General features: G+C 40.7%; 1 pseudogene. It reads right to left on the reverse strand.

What is annotated here, in order from left to right:
- Positions 1 to 290, reverse strand: a pseudogene (locus AC29Z1_RS16905) (transketolase family protein); the annotation flags it as partial.

A 290-nucleotide genomic window follows, 5' to 3' on the forward strand; every position in this document is an offset into this window, starting at 1 on the left:
CCGCACCCGATTATTGTAATGTCATTGCCCTCTCTTAATATTTTCGCTTTTCCAATTTCAAATTTGTCATCTTCTTTTGTAATGATGGGAGTACTATCTCTGGTTAGACGCAAATAGACTGGTCCGATATGTTTAGTAATTTCTTTAACCGCTTTCTTTGTTTCCCAGGCATCTGCCGGTACGACAACTGTTAGATTAGGTAGAACCCGTGTCAAAGCAATATCTTCTAACGCCTGATGAGTTGCCCCGTCTCTGGATGGTGAAAAACCTGAATGAGTACCGACAATTTT

This window comes from Sporomusa sp. (assembly GCF_057736855.1).